The following is a 20,527-nucleotide window of genomic DNA, read 5'->3' on the forward strand; positions in this document are numbered from 1 at the left end:
AAGTTTGAAGGGATTCCCCTCCCCATTTTTGGGGAGGACCCTGATTTCCTTTTTTCACAGCGTCAAATGTCGTTTTACTATTTCATTACTTCTGTAAATTCTTTACAAACTCCTCAGCAGTGATGCTGCCGCCGCAAAGCTTTGTGAAGTTCTCCTTTAAGATAGGAGTCATATCAGCATTATCTTCTGCGGAAGCTGCCCAAGGATAACGAGTCTTTAAGCTCTCCATAACAGGCTTTACAGAGGATAAAATCTCAGGCCATTCCTTATTGTCGCTGTCTGCAGGAATTCCCAAAGACATCTCGGAAAGCTTCTGGTCGTACTTACCCTTGGTGAAGTAGGTGATTAACTTGAATGCATCTTCAGCATGCTTGGAATTCTTGTTGATTGCCAATACCTGTGCTCCGAAGTTCGCTGCTTCAATGCCATCTACTCCGTTTTCTACTGCAGGATAGCTAAAGCATCCCCACTGGAAGTCGTCACCGGCAATATCTTTCACTTCGTTTGGAAGCCAAGAACCGTTTAAGTAGATTGCAGCAGTTCCTGCAGCCAATTCCTGGTTCTGCCCTGCAGGCCAAACATTGGAAGCAATGCTCTCGGAGAAATAGCCTTTCTTGGCAAAGTCTTCGTAAGCCTTAGCCACTGCAAGAACGGAAGGATCATCCCACTTTCCATCTTTTACAATAGAAGAAGCTTTCTCATAACCGTTGATTCTGGACAGGTGATATCCGAAGCTACTTAAGATATAAGCATCATCGCTGGTGATAGGAGCATAGCCCTTCTCCTTGATTAAAGCACAAGCCTTATCCAGTTCCTCCCAGGTCTTTGGTACTTCTTTTACACCTGCTTCTTCAAAGATTGCCTTATTGTAGAAGAAAGCAAATACATTTGGCTGGTAAGGAATAGACTTTAAAGTTCCTCCGCCTACTTCTCTACAAGCTGCAATCAAACCGGCATTTGCCGTCTTCTCATAGTCATTTGCCTTTGCCAATTCTTCTAAATCTAAAAGGTAAGCAGACCAGGTCTTGTTTACACGGTCGATATCCTCATCGAAAAGGTCAATGTTGGTTCCGGCATCCAGTGCGGGCTGTAATCCTTCACGGATTCCGGTTCTTCCCTTAAACTGTACATCTACGGCGATGCCGGTATCCTTGGTGAAAGCATCAATCGCTTCTTTCAAAGCCTGTCCCTGTGGCTCTGTAGCCTCCCACATGGACCAGTATACTAATCCGTCTCCACTCTGTGCGGAAGCATCAGCCTTTTCCGCTTTGCTGCCTGCTTCTGCCTTGCTTTCGCTTTTCTCATCTTTTGCGCTTTCCTTTGTCTGGCTGCCGCCGCATGCTGTAAGCGCAAGAGCTAATGATGCCATTACGGCGATGGGATACAATAATTTTCTTTTCATATTTTCCTCCGTTTTCCAGAAAATTCCCTTGCTTACTGTAGGGGATTTCCTCTCTTTGTCCTGCTTCTTCTTATTTTTTATGAATTATATAGAAGAAACAAAAACCTCTGTTATTTTCTTCTAAGTATAGGGAGAATTTCCTAAATAATCTTTATACGATTGTGTAAAGCATTTATCCTTTTAACCTCGTGCTATTTTGGCTTATCATGCCATGTACTTTTCTGCCCTATGCTTCTTTATGCCACTGCATTTCCCCGGCTTCCAAATGGATTTCCTGTAGCCTTCCCTTTCCGTCATAATAGCCGGTATCTTGAGGCACTTGACTATTGTTTAAAACCGCAAGTAGCCCTTTTTCCGGATAGGCGTGAACTTCACAGCTGGGGTTTGTGGCCTGGTAGAGAGCATATTCATTTTCCTTACCGCAACTGTATAAAAGAGCCCGTAAAAGAAGTCTGGTGTTTTTCGGAGAGTAGGGAAGTCCTGCCATATAGATGCCTCGACCCTTTCCGAAAGCATGGGAAGAAAGGTGCACAGAACCGTCGCTATATTCCAAAATCTCTGTATCTTTATCTGTTGCGTAAATGTTTTTCTTGCTCTCTCCAAAGGAAAGCTCTTCTTTGGAAAAGTCCTCCAGTAAGAAGTGGGCGGTCTTTTCCGTTTTAAAATACTTGTCTGTAGACAGGCTGAAGCCCAGCTCCTTCTCTACACCCAGCACATCGGAAAGCTGGAAGAAGCTACCTTGATACGGCGTAGCGCAGGGTTCTCCCACACCGATAAAGCCGCCACCCTCATAGACGAATTGCCGAATCATGGTGCAAAGCTTTTCATTTTGCCAGATTTCTCCACCGGACCAGGAGGTACCTGCATCTCCTGCGTTCAGGATGACATCAATGTCTTTTGGAATTCCATTTTCCAAAAGATCGGTAAAGGAGAGGAATTCCACCTCCACCGCCATACCGGACAGGGCTTCCAAAATACCGAAATAGCTGTAAATCTGCTGATAATACAGGGCGTGCGCCACCATGTAAGCCTGCCAGGAACGAATTTTTCCCCAGGCATTCAGGATGGCTACCTTACATTTGTTGTAGGCTTTCTGACCCTTTACTTCCTGATGAATTTCTCTAAATTCCTCCGCCACCTTTTCCATGCTGTCCAAAAAGGCGGGGAACTTGTAGGCAAGGCTCAAATATCCGCCGTAACCGATGCGGTCAATGGGACTTCTGAAAATGGCCCGTCTTGCGCTAATCCAGTTTTCTATGGCTTCCTTTTCGGGATGCATACCGGGGGAGAAGCTGTCCGGGAAGAAGTAGGGAAGGAAACGCCCTTCGGTATAACGGACTCCGGGAATGTCGGAAATCAGACGAAGAGTAGCCCCTCCTCCCACGCTTCCCACCACGCTGTCTAAGCCGATGGAGGGAAAATATTTTCCATAGGGCTCTGTACCGATCCAGTTATCCCCCAGGAACATCATGGCTTCTCTGCCTTCCTTATGGCAAAGCTCCACCAGCTCCTTGGCTTCCTTGGCCACGAAGCGCTGGATAAAATCCATGTAATCCAGATAAGCCTTGCTGGGAATACGGAAGGTACTGTTGAAATATCCCTCGTCCACCAAATCCTCCGGCCGAAGAGCATAGCCGTATTCCTCTTCAAAGGCCTCTAAAGCATCTGTGGAAACGGTGTTTCCATAGCCAAACCAATCCACATATTTTTCCTTTTCTTCATGATTGAAAAGGAGGGTAAAATGGTAGAAAAAGGTGGTGAAGCGCACCACATCCGTATCCGGGTGTTCTGCCAACCACTGACTAAGACAGGATTTTGCAAAGGCTTTACTGTGGGGCTTCCGAATGTCAAAAGGGATGTCTCCGGGCTTATCCCCCCATTGGTTGGTAATGTGGTTATAAAGCTCTGTGGGATCCCAAAGGGCATAGGCCAAAAAGCTTAGGGTATAACGGTGGAAGGGAAGAGCATCTTCCAGAATCAGGAGATACTGATTTCCCTCTTCCGTCTTTTCTGTCTTTAGGCTCCAAAGGGAGGACTCTACCACTTCCCCTGTACTACGGTCTATAAGCTCCCACCATTTTTTCGGATCATGGTCAAAGTCCGGACTTACCTGCTTTGGAAAGAAGCCTTCCATATAGGGGATTTCCAAGTGGGAGGAATAGGCGGTTAGAGGCTTTGACATCAGATAAAATTGCTGACACTCCTCCGGATGCTTTTCTGCAAATTCATTGTGCCCTCTGGCTACAAAATAAGTGCTGTAAATTTTTACCGGCAGAGTTTTGCTTTTTGGATCCAAGTGCGTGCCGTCACTGTCTCTGATGGCATCAGCTCCTAAACGCTCCACCAGTTCCTTGGTTTCTTCAAAAAAATTCTCTTCTCCGGGAAGAGTTAATTGTCCTGTTCTTTTTCCCATAATGCTGCCTCTCTATTCCTTGGTATTTTCTGTTTTCCCTATTGCGAAATTCATCTGCATTTCTTGCTTTGCACTGAGACCATTTCCTATGACTGCTATTTAAGCCCGGTTTTGCTTTATAGCCATGATTGGTGTTAAAAGTGAAAATAAATCCACCCCGTATTTTAGTGCAAAAAGCATAAAAAATGGGAATATATATTTGCATGATTAGCGATTTAATTGGTATAATCGAATAGTATAGCGATGCTGGAGGACAAGAAGGAAAAACAGCTTATTAAGCTTCCATAGCGTTTTAAGTACGTTTTAAGTGCATTTTAAGTGCATATTAACTGCTGAAAATACAACAAATGTATCGGTATTGGGGGTAAAGGCAAGTTTAGGGAGGGAAGAATGGATTACGAAAGCGTGTATTTGCAGGATTCTATAGAGATTTTGGAACTGGTATCTCTTCATTATTTTCAATATCATAAAGATTTTGCCTTTCCCGGAGAGGCTCATCCCTTTTGGGAATTTGTTTGTGTGGATTCCGGAGAAATCACCGCTATTGCGGGAGAGAAGGAGATTCCCCTGAAAAAGGGAGAAATACTCTTTCATGAACCCAATGAGTTTCATAATGTCTTAACCAACGGAAAGAGTGCGCCCAGCCTTGTGGTCATCAGTTTTTACTGCCACAGTCCCGCCCTCTGGCATTTTCGTAGAAAATGTCTTTCCGTTACGGAGCAGGAAAAGCGGATTTTATCGAAAATTATTCAAGAAGGCAGCAATGTTTTCAGCGGAAGAATGGATCAGCCCTACCAAAAGAAGCTGCTTTTCTCTCCGGAGCAAAATTTCGGCGGGCAACAGCTGATTCGGCAGTATTTGGCGGAGTTTTTGATTTCCTTATACAGACGGTATTTTTCTTTACCCTTACCGGGGAGAAGTACGGAGTATTTTGTGGAAAAGGGAAATCGGAAACGGGAGCTTTATAACAGCGTGGTAGAGTATCTGGAAAGAAGAATTCAGGAGAAGCTTACTATAGAGGAAATCTGTCGAGATATGCTTTTGGGACGCTCTCATTTGCAAAAGCTTTTTCAGGAAGTGGGAAGCATGGGAGTGATGGAACTCTTCCATAAGATGAAGATTGATACCGCAAAGCGGATGATTCGAGAGGGGCAGTTAAACTTTACCCAGATTGCAGACCAGCTGGGCTATTCCTCCATTCATTATTTTTCCCGGCAGTTTAAAAAAGAGTGTGACATGTCTCCTTCGGAGTATGCTCAGTCCATAAGGTCGTTGGCGGAGGAAGCATAAGGGTAAGACAGTTATAGGTATATAGAATAGAAATATCAGCTTAAGGAGAGTGGATGCACTCTCTTTTTTGCTAAGGAGACTCATAAAAAATGCGCATATTTAAATTCTCTATAAATATAAGAAATTATAAGTTTTCAGAATTTGTCATGCTATGCATTTTCGTTTATCCTATAAAAGAAAAATTTTCTTTTTGACACGAATTTTAAGGCTTGTATAGAGGAAAGTGGATAGCGCAATGTTTGATGTTTCTTATTTTTTTTCTGTGGTTCCCAAGATTTTCCTAAAGGTTCCCGTAACTCTGGAAATCGCTTTAATCGCAACATTTTTCTCCCTGATTTTAGGCATTTTGATTGCCATTATTTCTTATTATCAGGTTCCGATTTTAAACCCCTTATGTAAATTTTTGGTTTCCTTTATGCGGGGAACCCCCATCGTTGCCCAGCTTTATTTCTTTTATTTCGGCTTGGCGGTTTACAGTGTTCTTGTAAGAGACATGACACCGATTTCCGCAGTAGCCTTTGTGCTGAGTGTCAATGTTGGAGCATTTATGTCAGAAAGCATCCGAGGAGCCCTTATGTCTGTAGAAGAAGGACAGAAAGAAGCGGCTCTGTCTTTAGGGATGACTCACTTTCAGGTGGTATACCGCATTGTCTTACCTCAGGCAATTCGTGTGGCTATACCCCCCCTCTTTAATGACTTTATCAATCTAATCAAATCCAGTTCCCTAGCCTTTATGCTGGGGGTTCCAGATATCATGGGAGCAGCCAGAACGGAAGGCTCCCAAAGCTACCGTTATTTTGAAGTTTATGGGGCAGTGATGCTGGTGTACTGGGTTGTGATTAGTTTCTTTGATTTTTTCCGGAAAATAGTGGAGAAGCGTCTAAAGGAAGCTTACTAAAGGAAAGAAATGCTGTAGGCGTATTTGGCTTATCGACAGCGCTCTGGGATAAAGCTTTCCTGATGAAAGAGCTTTTATACGGAAATTCAAAGAACACCGGCTACTGCTTGGAAAAGCGAAACTTTTGTGTAGGGAGGAAGAAAAATGAAGAAAAAGAATTTATGGATTGCTTTGGCCTTGGCTGCATTGGCATTAAATGCCTGCGGAGGAGCCAAGACTGCAACAACTGCGGCAGGAAGCGAAAATGCCAGTGAGAAGGCTACTGAGGTAGCTTCTGAGAAAGCCGAGGAGAAGGCGGGAGAAAGTGAGAAAGCTACAGAGAAGGCAGGCAGTGATAGTGCCAAGGTGGAAATCACAAAAGGAAGAACCGTCCATGTAGCTACCAGCGGTGGAGGAGAGCCCTACAGCTTGATTGATGAGAAGGGCAACTGGACCGGTATTGATGCGGAAATCTGGAAAGAAATAGGAAACAGAACCGGTTGGACCATTGACGTCATGCAGGCTACCGGCTCCGGAGCAACCTTCGGACAGGTGGATGCGAAGAGAGCGGATGTGGCTGCAAACTGTTATGCGGTAAATGCTGACAGAGTGCAGAAGTATTTGGTCTCCGTACCTTACTATGGAGATGCACAGTGCGTAGTGGTAAAGGAAGACAGTGCCATTAAGACCTTCGATGATTTAAAGGATAAGAAGGTTGGAGTATTAAACGGACAGGCTGCCCAGCAGACCATTGAAAGAATGGGACAGGAAAAGGGCTTTACTGTAACCCTGTATGAGGGAGAGAACGGTTCCGCAGGATATCAGGATGTTCTTTTGGGAAGACTGGATGCCTTTGCTTCCACAGACTCCGCAGTCTATAAGTGGGAAAATGCCAGCAACAATAAGCTTCGTTTCTTGGATGAGCGACTTTATGCCAACGATGTTGCTTACTACTTTGCCAAAACTGATGAGGGTAAGGCTTTAAGAAATGAGGTAAATGTGGTTCTTTCCGAAATGCTGGAGGACGGAACTGTAGCAAAGATTGTAGAGAAATATATGTATTCCGATATGACCAAGAACATTATTCCTTACAGTGAGCTTGGCTTTACCGTGGAATAAGAAATAAGCGGAAGAGTATAAGAAGAGTATTCATACAGCAGTACATATTGAAGTATGCAAAGAATTATGTAAAGAATTATGTAAAGAAGTATGTAAAGGATTATGCATAGAAGTAGGGAGGACAATCCGTGGCAAAAGAAGTGCTCATAGAAATTGAACATTTGTCCAAAAGCTTTCCGGGAGGAACAGAGGTTTTAAAGGATATTTCCTTGGAGATTCATAAAGGAGATATTGTAGCCATCATTGGTCCTTCCGGAACGGGAAAGTCCACCCTGCTTCGTTGTTTAAATTATCTTACGGTACCCAGCGAAGGAAAGATTCGCATCGGGGAATGTACAGTGGACGTAAAGTCCCACACAAAGGAAGAAGTTTATGCTTTACGGCGGAAATCTTCCATGGTTTTTCAGCAGTTCAACCTGTTTAAAAACAAAACTGCCTTGGAAAATGTTATGGAAGCCTTAACGAAGGTGCAAAAGATGCCCAAAGCGGAGGCGGAAGAAATTTCCAAGCATTTATTAGAGCAAGTAGGGATGGGGGATAGAATGGACTTCTATCCGTCCAAGCTGTCCGGAGGACAGCAGCAAAGAGTGGGCATTGCCAGAGCATTGGCGGTAAACCCCGAGGTGATTTTATTCGATGAACCCACCTCGGCTCTGGATCCGGAGTGGGTAAAGGAAGTCTTGGCTACCATACAAGAGGTAGCGAAAGAGGGGCGCACCATGCTTATCGTCACCCATGAAATTTCCTTTGCCAGACAGGTGGCAAACCGAATTTTATTTATGGAAGAAGGAAAGATTCAGGTGGATGCCCCACCGGAGGAGTTTTTCTCCGATACCAAACAGGAAAGGTTACAACAGTTTCTCTCCTTTGTCAGGAGGGAAGAGGAGCTGTAGCACAATATATTCTACTTGCGTCTATTTTGGAAAGGAGACAAACATGCAACTTGTACAGGATTTGCCGGAGATTTTTGAGAGTTTTGCGGAGCAGAGAAAGAAGTCCTTCCTGATGGTGAAGGAATGGAAGGATCAGGGGAAGCCCATTGTAGGATCCTATTGTACTTATTTTCCGAAGGAAATCGCTATGGCGGCAGGAGCAGCCAGCGTTTCTCTTTGCTCCACTTCCGATGAAACCATTGCAGAGGCGGAGAAGGATTTACCCAAGAATCTCTGCCCTTTGATTAAGTCAAGCTATGGTTTTGCAAAAACCGACAAGTGTCCCTTCTTCTATTTTTCCGACGTGGTTGTGGGAGAAAGCACCTGTGACGGAAAGAAGAAGATGTACGAACTGATGAGCGAGTTTAAGGACGTTTTCTTCCTGCGGCTGCCCCATGAGCAGACAGAATTGGCTGTTCAGCTGTATCGAAACGAAATCATTCGTTTAAAGGACTATCTGTCCGAGAAGTTCCAGGTGGATATTACCGATGAAATGGTTAGAGAAGCCACCAGAGTCAACAATAGAGCCAATCAGGCATTAAAGGATTTCTACGGACTCATGAAGCACGATCCTACACCGATTTCCGGATATGATGTTTTTAAGGTACTCTACGGCTCTACCTTTAAGTTTGATAGAGCGGCATTGGCGGAGGAAATCATCGCCTTAAAGCAGAAGACAGAAGAGGAATATAAGGCAGGAAAACATTTTGAGAAGCGCCCCCGTATACTGATTACAGGCTGCCCTATCGGAGGAGCTACCGAGAAGGTCATTCGTGCGGTAGAGGAAAATGGCGGTGTAGTAGTAGGATATGAAAACTGTACAGGAGAAAAGGCTATCGGTATTCAGGTGGATGAAAATGCTGAAGATATCTACGAGGCAATTTCCAGAAGATACCTGGCTATTGGCTGCTCTGTAATGACACCGAATAATAACCGTTTCCAGACTTTGGGCGATATGATCAGTGAGTATCATGCGGATGGTGTTTTGGATATGACCTTGCAGGCCTGCCATACCTATGCTATTGAGACCAATAAGATTCGCCGCTTTGTAAATGAAGAAAAGGGCATTCCTTATCTTAATGTAGAGACTGACTACTCTCAGTCCGATGTGGGACAGTTAAATACCCGTGTGGCAGCATTTATCGAGATGCTGTAATTCCTTTTTAGTCTTTTTGTAGGGAAGGAAAGATGGAGAGAAAATATTTAGGAATTGATATAGGCTCCACAGCGGGAAAGGCGGTGGTTTTAGACGGGAAAGGCGAGATTCTTCAAGCCTTTTCCGTGCCTACCGGCTGGAGTAGCTTTGAGGCCCTAAAGTCCATTGGGGAAAGATTGGAAGAACCCATGGATGAAGAACATTATGCCTGCATTGCCACGGGTTACGGTAGAAACGCGGTGGCCTTTGCGGGAAAAACCATGACGGAAATCACCTGCCATGCCAAAGGGGCCATGGCTCTTTTTGGGAATGAAGCCATGAATGTGATTGATGTGGGCGGTCAGGATACCAAGGTCATTACCTGTAAGGGGAGAACCGTGGAAGAATTTTTTATGAACGACAAATGCTCCGCAGGAACAGGGAAGTTTTTGGAGGTTATGGCAAACCGTTTAAACATTTCCATGGAGGACTTGAATTCTCTTGCCAAGGAGCATACCGAAGAAGTAAAAATCAGCTCTATGTGTACGGTTTTTGCGGAATCAGAGGTAATTTCCTTGGTGGGACAGGGGATTGAACGAGCCAATATTGCTTACGGCATCCTGCAATCCGTTGCAGGAAAGGTGGTGCAAATGTTGGGAAGGCTCAGAGATCAAAGCCCGGAGGTCTATCTTACCGGAGGGCTCTGTGAAGCGGCCTATTTTCAGGAGATTTTATCGGAGAAAATCGGAAAGCCTATTCACTCCCATAAAAATGCCCGCTATGCCGGAGCATTAGGTGCTGCGGTACTGGCAAAGGAGCAGGTAGAAAAGGGTAGAATGTAGGGGGCTTTGGAGCTATTAAGCTTCCAAAGCCTTCAATGCCTCATCCATATCCAAGAACTTTCTTCCGTCCGGAAGAATCATGCAAGGAATGCCCAGTCTGCCATTTTCAGGATAATCAGACTGAAGGGCCTGCTTCCGAATCTCCGCATAGCAGTCCTCCTGCTCCCGTAACATCAGATAATATTTCAGAGAGTGAAAATCCTCAAAAATATTTACAAAATCCACATCTACATTTCTTTTCTTCATTTCTTCCAGAATTTCTACGCATCCCGGACACATGTGACTACCAACGATTTGAACCTTCATATTTCCTCCTTTTTAGTGAATTTCTTTTCCTTTATCACTATACGAAAATATAGTACGGAGTCAAGCGGAAATCCCATTTGACAGGGGGAGGCTTTTTGCTATATAGTTCCCTTTGCAAGTGCATAGTGTAGAGATGAGGCGTTCTCTTTGCGAATGCATAGTGTAGGGCCAAGGCAGCCCCTTTAGGCGTGCAGGTCTTACAGCTTGAATCCCCTCTTGGGAAAAATTCCATTACAAGGAGTAAAGGATGTTTGAAAATTTAGAAGAAGTAAAAAAGCATTACGAAGAAATTATGCATAACCTGACGATTCCGGAGGTGGTTTCCGACATTAGTCAGTATAAAAAGTTGATTTTGGAGCAGACCAGCCTGGAGCCGATTTATAAGGCTTATTTGGCTTTCCGAAAGGCGGAGCAAAGTGAAGAGGAGGCTCTTTCCCTTTTGGACAATGAAAAGGATAAGGAAATTCTGGAGATGGCCAAGGAAGAATTGCAGCAGGCCAAGGAAGACCAAGAGAGACTTACCAAGGAGATTCAGCTTCTCCTCTTACCTAAGGATGAAAATGATGATAAGAACATCGTAATGGAAATCCGTGGCGGTGCAGGGGGAGAGGAAGCGGCTTTATTTGCCGGATCTCTTTATAGAATGTACACTAGCTATGCGGAAAAAAGAGGCTGGAAGACAGAGCTTGTTTCCTTTAATGAAACCGGCCTTGGGGGGTTAAAGGAAGTAGTCTTTATTGTAGACGGTCACGGTGCTTACTCCCGTTTAAAATATGAGTCCGGGGTACACAGAGTACAGCGTGTTCCGGAGACGGAAAGTGGCGGAAGAATTCATACCTCCACTGCAACTGTGGCGGTTATGCCGGAGGTAGAGGATGTGCAGGTAGAAATCAATCCTGCGGATGTGCGTATGGAGGTTTTCCGTTCCTCCGGAGCAGGTGGACAGCATATCAACAAGACTTCTTCTGCGGTTCGACTGATTCATGAGCCTACAGGTCTTGTGGCAGAGTGTCAGGAAGAGCGTTCTCAGGTGCAAAACCGAGAGAAGGCTATGAGACTTTTGAGAGCAAGACTTTATGAAATCGAGTTGGAAAAGCAGCAGTCGGAAAATGCGGCGGAAAAGCGTTCTCAGCTGGGAACGGGAGACCGTTCCGAGAAGATTCGTACTTATAACTTCCCTCAGGGAAGAGTAACAGATCATAGAATTAAGCTTACTCTTTACAATATTGATGCAGTGCTTTCCGGGGATCTGGACCTTTTAATCGATCCTTTGATTACCGAGGATCAGGCAGAGAAACTGGCTCGTTTGGAAGAGAAGAATTAAGGAAAATGCCTCCTTTTCTTAATGGGGAAAAGGGGGGATTTTTGTATAATAAAATAGTTTCCATATAGAGTGTTAAGGAAATTTTCAAGTCTTTCCCACGGTGTTATAAGAAAAAAGAAAAGGATTAAGATGCAAAACAAAAGGGACATAGGACTTGGAATAGTGAATTTAAAAAGTTTAGAAGGGGTAAGGAATGGAAGAACAAAGAGAAAGACAGAGCAGAAAAAGGGGGAAGAGTGAGGGAAAGAGCCTGCTTCCTTTTTTTCTGATCTTTTTTTGCTTCATTTTGCTTTTTGCCGGGGCAGGGCTTTTTTACTATGTGAAGAAATATATGCCTACCAAAGCTAGAGCGGATTTAAATAGCTATTTTTCCGTATCCGGAGACAATGTGGAGCTGTATTTAAACCATGAAAAGCAGGTGGAAGATTCTGTACTGACTCTGGGAAGAATGCAGGACGGAGAGGTGTATCTTCCCTATGGCTTTGTGGTGAAGCAATTAAATATTCGTTTTTACTATGACGATGATGAGAAAACCCTTCGCTATGCTTTGCCGGATTCTGTGGAAATCTATCAGCCGGGAGAAAAGGGAAAGGATGGAAAGCTTCCCTATTTTGTGGATGGGAAAAACATTTTCCTCAGCCTCTCTCTGATTCAGTCCCATACCGCTTTGGAAGTGGAGAACTTTACGGATACGGAGCATAAGAGAGTCTTCCTCTACAATGCTTTTGGTAAGGAAAAGCAGGCTACTTTAACGGCTAAAGAGGCGGTTCGTGTACAGGGGGGAGTGAAAAGCCCTATCCTTACCGACTTGGAAAAGGGAGATAAGGTTCTTGTTTTGGAGAAAATGGAGAAGTGGTCCAAGGTGGAAACCAAGGACGGCTTTATCGGTTATCTTCGAAACAGTCGTTTAGGGGATGAGGTGGAGATTGAAAAGAGCTCCGACTTCCAAGCTCCGGTTTATTCTCATAAAAGTATGGGGGAAGGAGTCCATCCGACTTTGGCCTTCCACCAGATTACTACCCGGGAAGCCAATAATACTTTGGATACTTTGCTTCCCAATGCAGCTGAGGCAAATATTGTGGCGCCTACCTGGTATGTGCTTTCCGACAATGCCGGGAACTTTATTTCTTATAGTGATGCCAACTATGTAGCCAAGGCTCATGCAGCAGGAAAGAAGGTATTTGCCACCCTGAATAACTTTGATGCGGGAAAGGTGGATGCCAAGGCGCTTTTTTCTGCGGCAAAGCATCGAAGTGCTTTAATTGAAAATCTGGTCAAGGATTTAAAGGAAAAGCAGGTTGACGGTATCAATGTGGACATTGAGCTTTTACCGGAAAGCGCAGCCAGAGATTATCTGGAATTCATGCGGGAGCTGTCCATTGCCTGCCGTACCGAGGAGCTCTTTTTGAGCGTGGATTGCTATGTTCCCTATTCTTATAATGCTTACTACAATATCAAGGAGCTGGGAGAAATTTGCGACTATGTGGTTATTATGTGCTATGACGAGCATTATGCAGGATCCGAGGAAGCAGGCTCCGTGTCCTCTTTAAGCTATGTGGAGAGGGGAATTGACGAAAGTGCTGCGAAGATGGATAAGAACAGGGTGATTATCGCCCTTCCTTTCTATACCAGAGTGTGGATTACCGATGCAAACGGAAAGCTCCGTTCCGAGGCTCTTTCCATCACAAAGGCCAAGGAATGGATTACAGAGAAAAATGTTCCTTTAGAGTGGAAAGAGGATATTGGTCAATACTACGGTGTGATTCAGGATGGAAATGAGAAAAAGGAAATCTGGATGGAGGATGAAAAGTCCATGGAAGCAAAGATGAGCCTGCTTCGGGAAAAGGGCATTCAAGGTGTTGCGGCTTGGAAGCTGGGACAGGAGCCTCAGGGCTTTTGGTCTATTCTGAATTTAGAAGAAAAGACTTCATAAAACAGCATGATTAAGCGGCATCAGACCGGCATTAAACCAGTATTAAACCGGCATTTTAACGAAGCATGATTAACCGGCATCAAAACAGCATTTTAACAAAGCGTGATTATATCGTAAAAGCATTATAGAAACATCTTAAATTAGAGGCGTCAGGATGAAGACAAAAATCTTTGGAAAAGAAGGGATTTCAGAGGCCGCTGAGATTCTAAAGGGGGGAGGCTTAGTGGCTTTCCCTACGGAAACTGTATACGGCTTAGGAGGGAACGGTTTGGATAAGGAGGCGGCAAAAAAGATTTACGCCGCTAAGGGTAGACCCTCCGACAATCCTTTGATTTTGCACGTTTCCTCTATAGAAGAGGTCTATCCTTTGGTGAAGGCTTTACCGGAAAAGGCAAAGAAGCTGATGGAAGCCTTTTGGCCGGGACCCTTGACGCTGGTACTGCCAAAGTCCGACTTGGTGCCCAAAGAAAGTACGGGAGGACTGGAAACGGTGGCTCTCCGTTCTCCGGAAAATGCCTTAACCCTCGACCTGATTCGCGCCTGCGGCTTTCCCATTGCAGGACCTTCCGCCAATCTTTCCGGGCGACCCAGTCCCACAGAGGCTTCCCATGTATTTGAAGATTTGGGAGGGAGAATTGAGGGGATTTTAGAGGATGGAGCAGTAGGCATCGGGGTGGAATCCACCATTGTGGACTTAAGTGAAAACTGTCCCACCCTGCTTCGTCCGGGAGCTATTACGATAGAGGATTTGGAAGAGGTTTTAGGGGAAAAGGTGGCCATTGACCCGACTTTATTGGGAAAGAGCATGGCAGAGGGCTTTACCCCAAAGGCTCCCGGCATGAAGTACCGGCATTATGCGCCTAAGGCGGAGATGATACTCTTTAAGAAAAAGGAAGAAGATGAGACAAGGTCAGGGCAAGAGGACATCACAAAATTTATCCTTTCTTATGGGGGAAAGGAACTTTCTGATTGCCCGGAGCAAGAGGCGAAAAAGTCTGTAGCAAAAGCCATCCTTTCCTATGGGGAGAAGGAACTCTCAGTATCTTCGGAGAAAAGGATTTGGATTCTTTGCGGAGAGGATACTGCGTCCTTATATGAGGGGGATGGTCGTTTTACAGTGCAAATTTTAGGTAGGCGAGAGGAGCCCCTATCCATGACCCATAATTTGTTTCGACTGCTTCGGCAGGCGGATGAAGAGGGAGCGGAATTGATTTTGGGAGAGTGCTATTCCGAAGAAGGAGTAGGATTTGCCTTAATGAATCGCTTAAAGAAGGCAGCGGGACAAAGGATTTTCTATGTCTAAATGTGAAATAAAGGGATTTCATAGAAATAATAAGTTTCCATGCAGTATAGGTCTAAAATAGGGGCACGCTCCCGCTAACCTCGCCCTGCATCGGTACTAAGCGAAAAACTACAGTATCTTTGTTTTTCGCAAGTACCGGCGGGCTCAGATTGCCCCTATTCAGACCTATACTGCATGAAAACTATATATACTTTTTGGTTTACAGTCCTTTCATTTCTTGAATTTCATAGACATAGAAAATCCATGAAAATGTATTTTGGAATAATATGAAAAATAATTTAAACCTTTAGTGGGATTGCAAAAAACTTTTATGCTCTAAAGTGTAGAAATCCCATACTCTTGGGTGTATCCTAAAGCTAGAAAGATAGCCTTTTCGGTATAGAAATATTCTCCGGCAATAAGGCTTGGAGAATTATAGAGCGTGGGACGGCGACCTACAGAGAGGGGTGGCTATGAAAGTACTGAAGGAGGACAGAAATATTCACTTGAAGGAACAGATGTTGTTCTCGGAAATATTGGAAGGTTTGAAAGAAATCGAAAAAATTGAAAAGGGTGACAAGAAGGAAGGGGCAGCAGAGCGATTTTGCAGCCTCTTTTCTGCACTAGAGGAGGAACTTCATTTCGCAGAGGAAGAAGTTCTGGAGGAGAGGAATCCTGCTTTTGATGAAAGCATTTTGCCGAGGGAAGGGGAGCTTCTGGCGGAGGGAGAAAGCCTTTGTTTGCTGGGAATTGCAGAGGAAGATAGGGAGGATTATATGGAGGTGGAATATGATACTTCCTTCTTTAAGGCGGCCTTTTCCGATCAAAGATTTTTAAAGAATCTTTGGAACAGCTTCCATTATAGGAATAGAGCCTATTACAGTATATTTTCTTTTAATGGACTATTCTTAGGCTATTGTGGAATCCGAAATCTACAGGCAAACCCTTGGGAATTGTGCATTTCCTTGAAAAAACAATATCAAGGACGGGGAATCGGTACAGAAAGCTTAAGACTTTTGATGAAGGCCTTAAAGCGCCGTACCGGAGAGTCTGTCTATAGAGGACGGGTGGATGCGGACAATGAAGCTTCTATCGGTATGATGCGGAAGTTAGGGGCAAAGGCCAATGGAATCAGTGAAAGCTTTCTCCACGGAGAGCGATTAATGCATTACCAAAGGCAAAGTAAGTATTTGATCGATGAACGTTTGCAGGAGCTTGCAGAGGAATTCGCTGTACCGGCGGAGGAGCTTTTAGGGCATCTTTTGGAGTTTAGGATTGAAGCATGATTTTTTTGACAGGTTTAATGCATAGTGTTGGAGTTTCGTTTAGGATGAAAAAAGGAATTAAGTTTCATAGTATTTATTATCGCTACTATTTGTTTATCGTTGTGATCCTTCCTCTTCTTTTCCTTTGGACTATTACCGAGAAGAGTGGTGAGAAACTGGAGCTTTTTCAAGGGATGGTTAGTATTGGTCAGGAGGAGATAAACTATATCCTTTCGGGAATCAGTCTCTTTCTCATTTTATTATTTTCTTTTATAGGCTGGAAATGTAGCATTGGTGAGGAGGGGATTTACCTTTGTAAAATAGATTTACTTGTGCCCTGGACGGAAATTACTGCTGTAAGCCATGTATGGATTAATGAAGCCCATTATGTAAGAAAAAAGTTTTTGTTTTATAATCGAAAAACACTGGTAGTTTATAGGAAAGATTATAAGCCGATTTGTATTTACAACATTTCTTTACTTGGCCTATATGCAGTAAAATTTTATCATCCCGAAATACGGACGAATCTAATGACTGCTAGTTTGGCCACAACATTTAATTTGATTCTGAATTCTACTTTACTGTATGGAGTTGTAACGAAATCTTACCAATTCGAAAACACTGTGATTTGGACAATTCTGTATTTCATTAAGGCTTTTATACTTCCTGTGCTAATGCTTGTAGGCCAAAATAAGAAATATGGGAATGCTTTGAAGCATGCTACAATTTATTCTATAAATGCATCCGATGCGATTCATGTATAGGACAAGGAAATGTAAAATAGAAGTACTCATGCAGTACGCAAATCCCCCAGGAACGGCAACTTCTGGGGCGGATAATATTCTCCATCGAAAAGATATACAGTACATGAAGTTGGTTGTGGATTTTGCTAATAGCAAAGGATGTCACCAATAATGTCCACAATGACACCTAATTTTATATAATCTTTAAACGCTACATTATTTCATTACACCATTTCTTGATTTTTTGTCTGCTTATGCTATACTTAGAAACGTAAAAAAGACAGAAGTACTCATGTAGTACGCAAATCCCCCAGGAGCGGCAACTCCTGGGGGATTTTATTCCGTTGTGGCAAGGTGGATTAGACCTTAGGTTGACTACCGCTTACTGATCTCCGTCCAACCATTTGCAGATAAAGTGGCAAACAATACCCGCCAAAACAGAGATTAAAAAAGACAAAAATATCCCCATGTAGCACACCCCCTTTCCGTACCCGTTTAGGGGTGGTAGCGTAATATATCATATCATAAAAAACATAAATTTTATCCTTAATTTAAGTAATGACATGATTATTATTTTTTATCATTAACATATTCTACAAAAATAAACTCCCTATAGCCTCACCCTTGGCAATATGATAAAATAATCAGACAGAACTATATCTAAAAGGAGGTTCAATTATGGAACAGGAAAGCAGAATTGCGGTAATGGCGATTATTGTGGAGAATCGCGAGTCCGTGGATACGCTGAATCATCTTCTTCATGAATATGGGGACTATATCGTAGGGAGAATGGGATTGCCCTATGAGAAGAAGGGAGTAAACATTGTATCCATCGCTCTGGATGCCCCCAACGACACGATTTCCGCTTTGGCGGGAAAGATTGGGAACATCCCGGAAATCAGTGTAAAAACTGCCTATGCCAGCAAGTAAAGTAGCAGATTTGCTTCGTCAGCTACAAAAAACCCATCATTTGTCTTTGGGAGAATATGAGCTGATTCTTTCGAATAGGACGAAAGAGGATGAGGAGCTGGCGAAGAACCTGGCGAAGGAGTGTACCGAAGTATACTATGGCAATGGGGTGTATACCAGAGGATTAATCGAGTTCACCAACTATTGCAAGAACGGCTGTCACTACTGCGGGATTCAGAGGGAAAACCAGGAGGTGGAGCGCTATCGCCTGACAAAGGAAGAGATTTTGGATTGCTGTCGGGAAGGACATCAACTGGGATTTCGTACCTTTGTTTTACAGGGAGGGGAAGATCCCTACTTTACGGATGAGCGGATTGTAGAGATTGTAAAGGCGATCAAAGAAGAGTTTCCGGATTGCGCGGTCACCCTTTCCATTGGGGAAAAATCCAAAGAATCCTATGAAAAGTATTTTCGGGCCGGAGCAGACCGCTATCTTCTTCGGCATGAGACCGCGGATGAAGTCCATTATCAAAAGCTTCACCCAAAGGAATTATCTTTTCAAAACAGGATGCGTTGTCTTCAGGATCTAAAGGATATCGGCTTTCAGGTAGGCTGTGGTTTCATGGTAGGTTCTCCGGGGCAGAGCAGTAAAAGTTTGGCAAAGGATCTGTACTTTATACAGGAATTTAAGCCGGATATGTGCGGGATTGGCCCATTCATTCCCCAGCACAGCACCATTTTCGCAAAGGAAAAGCAGGGCAGTTTGGAGGACACTCTCTTTCTCCTATCCATGCTTCGTTTGATTCAACCGAATCTTTTGATTCCCGCCACCACAGCTCTGGGAACCATTGATAAACGAGGAAGAGAACTGGGAATTTTAGCAGGGGCAAATGTCTTAATGCCCAATCTGTCTCCCACGGCAGTGCGAAAAAAATATCTTCTCTATGACAACAAAATCTGTACCGGTGATGAGGCGGCTCAGTGTCGTGCCTGCTTAAGCCGAAGAATGGAGTCTGTAGGAGCCAAGCTTCTGGTGGATAGAGGAGATGCGAAGAAAGCAAAAGAAGCAAGATATGAAAAAGCATAGAAGTACCGCTTTGTCGCAAAGATGAGAAAGTCGGTATTTGGCGAATTATGCGAAGAGTGAAACACGAACAAAAAATCTAAGAGTCTATTAATCAGGTGAAAGCATTTATGCCTTCCAATCTGAACGGAACGTTAACACATTTTCCTAAAGAGGAATTCGAACCGGAAGAAGGGAGTATTATGAGTACAATCTATAATCCAAAATCGTCTAAAGCAGAAGAATTTATTTCCCACGAAGAAATCCTGGAAACCTTGGCATTTGCCGATGAACATAAGAATGACCGGGCCTATATTGAGTCTATCTTGGAAAAGGCAAGGCCGGTGTATGATGAGATGGGAAGAGTCCATTGCGATGGTTTGAGCCATCGGGAGGCCTCCGTCTTATTGGCTTGCGAATTACCGGATTTAAACGAGAAAATGTTTAAATTGGCGGAGGAGATTAAGCTGGCCTTTTATGGGAATCGTATCGTGCTTTTTGCGCCATTATACCTTTCCAATTACTGCGTAAATGGTTGTGTTTACTGTCCTTATCATGCGAAGAACAAGGACATTGCCAGAAGAAAGCTTAGCCAAGAGGAGATTCGTAAAGAGGTCATTGCCCTTCAGGATATGGGACACAAGCGTCTGGCTTTAGAGGCGGGAGAGGATCCTGTTCATAACCCCATTGAGTATATTTTGGAGAGTATTAAAACCATTTACAGTATCCATCATAAAAATGGAGACATTCGCCGTGTCAATGTGAACATTGCGGCAACCACCGTGGAAAATTATCGAAAGCTTAAAGAAGCCGGTATCGGTACCTATATCTTGTTCCAGGAAACCTACCATAAGGAAAGCTATGAACAGCTTCACCCTACCGGACCGAAGCATGACTATCGTTATCATACGGAAGCTATGGACAGAGCCATGGAGGGCGGTATTGATGACGTAGGTATTGGCGTACTCTTCGGTTTGGACAAGTACCGCTATGAGTTTGCAGGGCTTCTGATGCATGCAGAGCATTTGGAGGCAGTTCATGGTGTTGGGCCTCATACCATTTCTGTGCCCAGACTGAAAAGGGCCTCCGATATTGATCCCAGCCAGTTTGACAATGGTATTGATGATGAGATTTTTGAAAAAATTATTGCCTGCATTCGGATTGCCGTGCCCTATACCGGTATGATTATCTCTACCAGAGAGTCCGAGAAGGTAAGGGGAAGAGCCCTGTCTATCGGTATTTCTCAGATTTCCGGAGCATCCAGAACCTCTGTAGGCGGTTATTCCGAAGAGGAGCGTCCCCATGATACGGAGCAGTTCGATGTTTCCGACCAGAGAAGCCTGGATGAGGTGGTAAAATGGCTGATGGATCTTGGTTATCTGCCTTCCTTCTGTACTGCTTGTTATCGGGAGGGAAGAACTGGAGATCGATTTATGGCACTGTGTAAATCCGGACAGATTCAAAACTGTTGTCATCCCAATGCGCTTATGACCTTGGCGGAGTTCCTCACCGACTATGCCAGTGATGGTACCAAGAAGTGCGGAGAAGACTTAATCGAGAAAGAGCTTCTTACCATCCCCAATGAAAAACGACGGAACATTGCCAAGGATCACATCAGTAATATTTACGAGTCCAATAAGAGAGACTTTTATTTCTAAAGCAATATAGAATCTAAGTTAAGCGATATAGGTC

17 protein-coding genes are annotated in these 20,527 nt (G+C 44.0%); 14 read left to right on the forward strand and 3 right to left on the reverse strand.

The annotated features are described in order from the left end of the window. Nucleotides 1–85: 85 nt before the first annotated feature. Nucleotides 86–1,402: an ABC transporter substrate-binding protein gene (locus tag HNQ46_RS02205; protein WP_183682434.1), complete on the reverse strand. Its 1,317-nt coding sequence runs from the start codon at nt 1,400–1,402 to the stop codon at nt 86–88. Nucleotides 1,403–1,628: 226 nt separating this feature from the next. Next, on the reverse strand, nt 1,629–3,815 hold the full coding sequence (gnpA, locus tag HNQ46_RS02210; protein ID WP_183682437.1) for a 1,3-beta-galactosyl-N-acetylhexosamine phosphorylase: 2,187 nt from the start codon (nt 3,813–3,815) through the stop codon (nt 1,629–1,631). 390 nt (nt 3,816–4,205) lie between these two features. Between gnpA and HNQ46_RS02215 the strand changes: the two genes are divergently transcribed. From HNQ46_RS02215 to HNQ46_RS02240, 6 genes are all read left to right on the forward strand, one after another. Then, entirely contained in the window at nt 4,206–5,105 is a 900-nt protein-coding gene (locus tag HNQ46_RS02215) for an AraC family transcriptional regulator (RefSeq protein ID WP_183682448.1), read from the forward strand. Nucleotides 5,106–5,328: 223 nt separating this feature from the next. Next, nucleotides 5,329–6,003, forward strand: coding sequence for an amino acid ABC transporter permease (locus tag HNQ46_RS02220; RefSeq protein ID WP_330604496.1), 675 nt, complete (start codon nt 5,329–5,331; stop codon nt 6,001–6,003). Between the two features lie 144 nt (nt 6,004–6,147). Beyond that, nucleotides 6,148–7,101 (forward strand): transporter substrate-binding domain-containing protein, encoded by a 954-nt coding sequence (locus HNQ46_RS02225; RefSeq protein WP_183682451.1) that lies wholly within the window; start codon nt 6,148–6,150, stop codon nt 7,099–7,101. A gap of 128 nt (nt 7,102–7,229) precedes the next feature. Continuing rightward, entirely contained in the window at nt 7,230–7,994 is a 765-nt protein-coding gene (locus HNQ46_RS02230; RefSeq protein WP_183682454.1) for an amino acid ABC transporter ATP-binding protein, read from the forward strand. A gap of 43 nt (nt 7,995–8,037) precedes the next feature. Next, the gene (locus tag HNQ46_RS02235) at nt 8,038–9,189 is read left to right on the forward strand and encodes a double-cubane-cluster-containing anaerobic reductase (RefSeq protein WP_183682458.1); all 1,152 of its coding nucleotides are present in this window, start codon (nt 8,038–8,040) and stop codon (nt 9,187–9,189) included. A 32-nt stretch (nt 9,190–9,221) separates the two neighbouring features. Further along, nucleotides 9,222–10,010 carry an acyl-CoA dehydratase activase gene (locus HNQ46_RS02240; RefSeq protein WP_183682461.1) on the forward strand — a complete coding sequence of 263 codons (789 nt, stop codon included), beginning with the start codon at nt 9,222–9,224 and terminating at the stop codon, nt 10,008–10,010. Nucleotides 10,011–10,025: 15 nt separating this feature from the next. Here HNQ46_RS02240 and HNQ46_RS02245 read toward each other — a convergent pair whose 3' ends face one another. Beyond that, complete coding sequence (locus HNQ46_RS02245) at nt 10,026–10,316, reverse strand: glutaredoxin (protein WP_183682465.1); 291 nt, start codon at nt 10,314–10,316, stop codon at nt 10,026–10,028. 247 nt (nt 10,317–10,563) lie between these two features. Between HNQ46_RS02245 and prfA the strand changes: the two genes are divergently transcribed. From prfA to hydG, 8 genes are all read left to right on the forward strand, one after another. Beyond that, nucleotides 10,564–11,640, forward strand: coding sequence for a peptide chain release factor 1 (gene prfA / locus HNQ46_RS02250; protein ID WP_007157084.1), 1,077 nt, complete (start codon nt 10,564–10,566; stop codon nt 11,638–11,640). 193 nt (nt 11,641–11,833) lie between these two features. After that, the gene (locus HNQ46_RS02255; protein WP_183682468.1) at nt 11,834–13,573 is read left to right on the forward strand and encodes a glycosyl hydrolase family 18 protein; all 1,740 of its coding nucleotides are present in this window, start codon (nt 11,834–11,836) and stop codon (nt 13,571–13,573) included. Between the two features lie 154 nt (nt 13,574–13,727). Beyond that, complete coding sequence (locus tag HNQ46_RS02260; RefSeq protein ID WP_183682471.1) at nt 13,728–14,876, forward strand: L-threonylcarbamoyladenylate synthase; 1,149 nt, start codon at nt 13,728–13,730, stop codon at nt 14,874–14,876. A gap of 452 nt (nt 14,877–15,328) precedes the next feature. Further along, on the forward strand, nt 15,329–16,141 hold the full coding sequence (locus HNQ46_RS02265) for a GNAT family N-acetyltransferase (protein WP_183682473.1): 813 nt from the start codon (nt 15,329–15,331) through the stop codon (nt 16,139–16,141). Next, the gene (locus tag HNQ46_RS02270) at nt 16,138–16,884 is read left to right on the forward strand and encodes a hypothetical protein (RefSeq protein WP_183682476.1); all 747 of its coding nucleotides are present in this window, start codon (nt 16,138–16,140) and stop codon (nt 16,882–16,884) included. The genes HNQ46_RS02265 and HNQ46_RS02270 overlap by 4 nt, the downstream gene beginning before the upstream one ends. A 657-nt stretch (nt 16,885–17,541) precedes the next feature. Continuing rightward, nucleotides 17,542–17,793 (forward strand): TM1266 family iron-only hydrogenase system putative regulator, encoded by a 252-nt coding sequence (locus tag HNQ46_RS02275; RefSeq protein WP_007157078.1) that lies wholly within the window; start codon nt 17,542–17,544, stop codon nt 17,791–17,793. Continuing rightward, entirely contained in the window at nt 17,780–18,859 is a 1,080-nt protein-coding gene (gene hydE, locus HNQ46_RS02280) for a [FeFe] hydrogenase H-cluster radical SAM maturase HydE (protein ID WP_183682479.1), read from the forward strand. Before HNQ46_RS02275 ends, hydE begins: the two co-directional genes overlap by 14 nt. 179 nt (nt 18,860–19,038) lie before the next feature. Next, nucleotides 19,039–20,493 (forward strand): [FeFe] hydrogenase H-cluster radical SAM maturase HydG, encoded by a 1,455-nt coding sequence (hydG, locus tag HNQ46_RS02285; protein ID WP_183682483.1) that lies wholly within the window; start codon nt 19,039–19,041, stop codon nt 20,491–20,493. Nucleotides 20,494–20,527: the final 34 nt, after the last annotated feature.

Origin of the sequence: Oribacterium sinus (assembly GCF_014202695.1) — a bacterium.
GTDB classification, from domain to species: domain Bacteria; phylum Bacillota; class Clostridia; order Lachnospirales; family Lachnospiraceae; genus Oribacterium; species Oribacterium sinus.

What these genes read in the sequence shown, in the direction of transcription:
- HNQ46_RS02205 (WP_183682434.1), bottom strand. Translation starts at nt 1,402, where the DNA reads ATGAAAAGAAAATTATTGTATCCCATCGCCGTAATGGCATCATTAGCT.
- gnpA (WP_183682437.1), bottom strand. Translation starts at nt 3,815, where the DNA reads ATGGGAAAAAGAACAGGACAATTAACTCTTCCCGGAGAAGAGAATTTT.
- HNQ46_RS02215 (WP_183682448.1), top strand. Translation starts at nt 4,206, where the DNA reads ATGGATTACGAAAGCGTGTATTTGCAGGATTCTATAGAGATTTTGGAA.
- HNQ46_RS02225 (WP_183682451.1), top strand. Translation starts at nt 6,148, where the DNA reads ATGAAGAAAAAGAATTTATGGATTGCTTTGGCCTTGGCTGCATTGGCA.
- HNQ46_RS02235 (WP_183682458.1), top strand. Translation starts at nt 8,038, where the DNA reads ATGCAACTTGTACAGGATTTGCCGGAGATTTTTGAGAGTTTTGCGGAG.
- HNQ46_RS02240 (WP_183682461.1), top strand. Translation starts at nt 9,222, where the DNA reads ATGGAGAGAAAATATTTAGGAATTGATATAGGCTCCACAGCGGGAAAG.
- HNQ46_RS02245 (WP_183682465.1), bottom strand. Translation starts at nt 10,316, where the DNA reads ATGAAGGTTCAAATCGTTGGTAGTCACATGTGTCCGGGATGCGTAGAA.
- prfA (WP_007157084.1), top strand. Translation starts at nt 10,564, where the DNA reads ATGTTTGAAAATTTAGAAGAAGTAAAAAAGCATTACGAAGAAATTATG.
- HNQ46_RS02255 (WP_183682468.1), top strand. Translation starts at nt 11,834, where the DNA reads ATGGAAGAACAAAGAGAAAGACAGAGCAGAAAAAGGGGGAAGAGTGAG.
- HNQ46_RS02260 (WP_183682471.1), top strand. Translation starts at nt 13,728, where the DNA reads ATGAAGACAAAAATCTTTGGAAAAGAAGGGATTTCAGAGGCCGCTGAG.
- HNQ46_RS02265 (WP_183682473.1), top strand. Translation starts at nt 15,329, where the DNA reads ATGAAAGTACTGAAGGAGGACAGAAATATTCACTTGAAGGAACAGATG.
- HNQ46_RS02270 (WP_183682476.1), top strand. Translation starts at nt 16,138, where the DNA reads ATGATTTTTTTGACAGGTTTAATGCATAGTGTTGGAGTTTCGTTTAGG.
- HNQ46_RS02275 (WP_007157078.1), top strand. Translation starts at nt 17,542, where the DNA reads ATGGAACAGGAAAGCAGAATTGCGGTAATGGCGATTATTGTGGAGAAT.
- hydE (WP_183682479.1), top strand. Translation starts at nt 17,780, where the DNA reads ATGCCAGCAAGTAAAGTAGCAGATTTGCTTCGTCAGCTACAAAAAACC.
- hydG (WP_183682483.1), top strand. Translation starts at nt 19,039, where the DNA reads ATGAGTACAATCTATAATCCAAAATCGTCTAAAGCAGAAGAATTTATT.